Raw genomic sequence first — 4,045 nt, 5'->3', positions numbered from 1 at the left:
TTCATTGCTGAAATTTAAGTGAATAGAATTAGTCTAGCCGTACTGTTTCAACGTGTTTCAATCCGCCCGCTTTTTATCTACTGAGCAAGCTTGCCAAATGTTTAAGCTCAGCCGCTCAACCTTATGGCGTTTGCGTAAGGCTGGAGTTGCAAAGGTAATCACACATTTTTTTTACTCTGGGCGCTCAATTGTTTGGGATGCTGAAACCTTGGAACATCTGCTGCGGTGTAGGTAGCGGCCCCCTGGTTCTTGCGGCTAGTTCGCAGTAGGCGGAGTCGGGAGAGTCGGCACTATCCGATATGGGGCAACTTTTTGGGGGGTCATAACGACCATGACTTCTTTTAGTTGCTTTTCTAACTCGGCTCTATCGCCTAAGCCGTCACCTTCCAATAGGTGGTGCCATTCCCTGTAGCTGCTTTGGAAAAAAGCTTCGAACGGGTTTAAGTCTTGCATTGCTAGGTGGTGGTGCGGATGGTGTTTCCCAGGCTTTAGCCAGCTTTAGCCAGCTTGCCCTTAGCCGTTTGGTGGCTGGTGGGGCAGTTGGTGGCGTTATCGGTGGTGGTAGTGCCTGCGGCCCCAACTCCCACACTTTTTTTCCATATATGTTTTCTATATGGGCAAAAAGTGTGGGGCTTAGTTCGGCTTGCCACTTGCCCACCAATGCCGCCAGCTGCACCCCTTCAGGTGGCAGCAATGGTTTTGCGGTGTAGGTGAGCTGTGTTTCCCGCTCACCATTGCGAATTAGGTCTTGCCGTCCTGCTTTGCCTAACTCCCAGCCAATTGCTTTAAGTAATGCGCGAGCGGTGCCGCTTGCTTTTTTTGCTGGGTTTATACCAAGTGCAGCAGTTAGCCCAAACCGGCAGCTTGTGGCATTTGCGTGCAGCTCTGTTAACTGCGGGTCATTAGCTGCAATCGTCTCACCTGCTTTTAGGCGTTGTATTAGCTGCGGGATTTTTAATGCTTTTAATGCTGCAAGCTTTTGACCAATTGTTACCCGTGGCCGGTCGGGTTCAAATGGCATGCCCTTTGAATCAAGTGCAGCAATTGCTGCGCTGTCAGCGGCCGGGATTAATTGCTGCGCTTCTGGGTTATCTAGTAGCCAGCCCAGCCTTAAACGATGCAGCAGCCCGTCCCTGTCGGCTTCTAATAGCTCGTGGCTGGCAGTTGCTGGGTTGGCCCATCTAGTTAGCAATTGATAGCGCTGCAAGGCGTTTTTTTCTTCTGAGCTAAGCCGTTGCTTTTTGCTTAATGCGTTGGCTTCTAAATCAGTTAATGGCGGCGCTTTTAATAGTTGAGCATCTGCAAGCGTGCTTTCTGCTGCTGCTATTAGTTTGAGTTCGGTTGCAGTAATGCCATCATCTGGGCAATTGTCAGATTTTAGTTCATTAACTGCCCAGCCTTCAGTTTGCAGCAGTCCAACAATTGAAGCGCCATAAGCAAAGCGCTGGCGGTTGCGATAGGCGCCAAGTTCACCCCATGCTGTAAGCCAAGCGCCATCAGCATCACCAGCCGCCAGCTGACCAAATAAAGGATCAGCGATTGCTTTTAGGTCGCGTATTAACTGGCGCCCATTAGTGGCACCGCTGCCAACACGTAAACCAGCACCAGGGGCACGCTGTGGCGCGTAAAGGTAAGCCGGTACATCAGGGCAGCGAACACGGGCGAGGGCTTGCGCTACGTGTTCCGGTGCTATTAGCCCGCCAGCGTAAGCAATAACCGCAGCCGGTTTCCAGCTGTTAAAGCTGATGCCACTTGATATAGCTGGCGAGCAGTAAATGGCATCGTATTTGGTGGCTTCTGCGTCTGGATTATTAGCAAGCAGAGCGGCAGCTTCTGGCGTGCTGCTATCTACTACCAACACACGGGCACCGGGCACCATGCGGCGATGCAAGCGTGCAAGTGTTTGCCCTGAGTTAGTGCTGCTTGCCTGCTGCGCTGACGTCCAACAAAGGAAAGGCTGGCCTGCATCTATTAGTTTTGCCCATTTTGTTTTGAAGGCGGCAGATGCAGCTTTTGCTGTATTGAAACCAGTAGCGGCATGTAGTGGGCGCCCTTGCATTGGTTGGTGTTGGCTATCTATTACAAGGGCACGTTTGCCGGTAAGTGTTTCAAGCAACTCAACTGCCCAATTTGACAATTGAGCATCTAGAGCGATTACTTGCTGCATTCGCGGCAGTTGTTCTGCTGCAGTGCGCAATACTTCGGCCCTGCGTTTTGCCAATGCGGTGCCGGTGCTTAACAGCAGGTGCTCAACTGCTTGCACCCATTCATCAAGAACAAAAACCCCGCCGCTGTAGCTAGTGCCGCTGATGCGCAAGGCGGTATTTGGCGCCCAGCTATCCCAGCAACCAGCTACACCCTGCTGCCGTTCATCGCTACCAGGTGCTGGGCACCACGGCACGCCGATGGCTTCTGCTGCTGCTTGCCCTAGTGCTTTTCTGTGGCTTGGCATTAATACCGGCACGCCAGCCGCTGCAAGTGGTGCAATACGTGCCGCGGTTGCTTGAGTTTTGCCGCATCCCATAGGCGCTTTAACGACAACCAGGGGCGCTTTTTCTGGTGTTGGTAATGGGCAGGCATTACCTAACCACTGCCCAGCTGCTGCGGTTAAATCAGCAGCCCTAAGCCGTGGTAATACCGGCGCCGGGTTTGTATTAGCTAAAGCTTTTTCAAGTGCTGCAACACCTTGAGCGGCTAGCAGGTCATCAAGGCCGGTTTTATCGGTGTTAGGCAGTAAAGGCAGGCGGCAAATATCTGCTGTTGCATCAACTGATCGCAAAGCAACAGCTAAGGCACCAGCAGCAGCGCTAACTTTTGCGGCGGTTGATCGCTTGGCATCAGCATCAAAAACAACTAGCCAGCGGCGCCCTTTGCAGCTCAACTGATGCAATTCAGCAATTAGCTGGCTGCTGCCATCAGCTGCAACACGGCGGCCCATCTGCACCCCGGGCAGGGCCACCGCAGCCCAGCCAGCGCCAACGGCAGCCAGCGCTTTTTTCCAGCCTTCAGTAATGACAATCTTTAGTTCTGGTGTTTTGATTGCCCATTGCCAAAAACCAGCGGCAACGGTTGAGGCATCAGGTAAAGGTAGGTTTTGACGTTGGCAGATGTTTTGCCAATACTTGATAGGCACTTGCGGCAGCAATAAACCACCACCGGCTGGGTGTGCTGGCGGCGCTTCGTATTTGATGCGCTGCTCTTCAACGGCATACCAAACGCCTGAGCTGTCTTGCTTATATTTTGCCCGTGGTTGGTTTGGTTTCCATTGGTCAAAAGTTGTGCAGTTAGGTAGGGCGGCACTTAATGACCGCCAGCCGCCAGCTTCTAGGTGTTGGTAACGCTTGCCAAGGTTTATTAATTTTGCGGCTAGGTATGCGGGCTGGCTTTGCTGGTGTCCATTGTTTGCAATGCTGCCGGTTTGGATCTTTAGTCGGGCATGGGCCACCAGCTCGGCCCGTTCGTCTTCCCAGTGCCGCGCAGTGCCGGCGCCCCAGCTAGCGCAATTAATAGCGGCTAGATCTAAAGGAATTGCAGAGGCTAAAAACTCCGCCTGATGCGGCGGCAGTAATTGCAGGACTAGCCCAGATGGGTTGCTGTAGCTAGATTGTGGTTGGCCCTTAACCTGCAAAGGTTGATTAGGGCTGCATAGGGTGATAGGTTGCATCTGTGGATTGGTCTACCAATCTTTTTTGTTGAATCCGGTCTTCTGTGTTGAAAGGTTGAAGCCGGGTGTTTTTGAGAAAGGGCTTTCAGCTGGTAACTGGAAGCCCTTTTTTGCTGCCTATTAGTTAGGCGGCTTCTTTGCTTTGCATTGCGATTCCTCGCCGTACAAGTTCGCTAAGAGATAAACCTTTTGATTTAGCAATTTGGTGGTAATTTTGCCTTTCGGGCTCAGTTGTTGCTACTGACAAAAAGGTTTGTTTCCGCCTTGGCTTAGCCATCCCTTTCGCTTGATATAGAACGCCCCGAATGTATCTAGCTTTAGGGGTTTGGCAAGGGCTTGGATTCAAAAAGCGCTACATCTAGTGCAGTTGCTTGCGCCTGT

General features: G+C 52.0%; 2 protein-coding genes. One reads left to right on the top strand and one right to left on the bottom strand.

Annotated features, from left to right (window positions below; genetic code table 11):
- Positions 1-52 precede the first annotated feature (52 nt).
- Positions 53-235, top strand: a complete 183-nt coding sequence (locus tag KB557_RS11245; RefSeq protein ID WP_399218938.1) for a helix-turn-helix transcriptional regulator — start codon at positions 53-55, stop codon at positions 233-235.
- A 144-nt stretch (positions 236-379) separates the two neighbouring features.
- Here KB557_RS11245 and KB557_RS09430 read toward each other — a convergent pair whose 3' ends face one another.
- Positions 380-3,664, bottom strand: a complete 3,285-nt coding sequence (locus KB557_RS09430) for a plasmid replication protein, CyRepA1 family (protein WP_255133582.1) — start codon at positions 3,662-3,664, stop codon at positions 380-382.
- Positions 3,665-4,045 lie beyond the last annotated feature (381 nt).

The organism is Synechococcus sp. Cruz CV12-2-Slac-r, from assembly GCF_024346075.1.
In the GTDB taxonomy this organism is placed as follows: domain Bacteria; phylum Cyanobacteriota; class Cyanobacteriia; order PCC-6307; family Cyanobiaceae; genus Synechococcus_D.
The sequence above is the reverse complement of the archived record's forward strand: the minus strand, read 5'-3'. Positions and strand labels throughout refer to the sequence as shown.

What these genes read in the sequence shown, in the direction of transcription:
- KB557_RS09430 (WP_255133582.1), bottom strand. Translation starts at nt 3,664, where the DNA reads ATGCAACCTATCACCCTATGCAGCCCTAATCAACCTTTGCAGGTTAAG.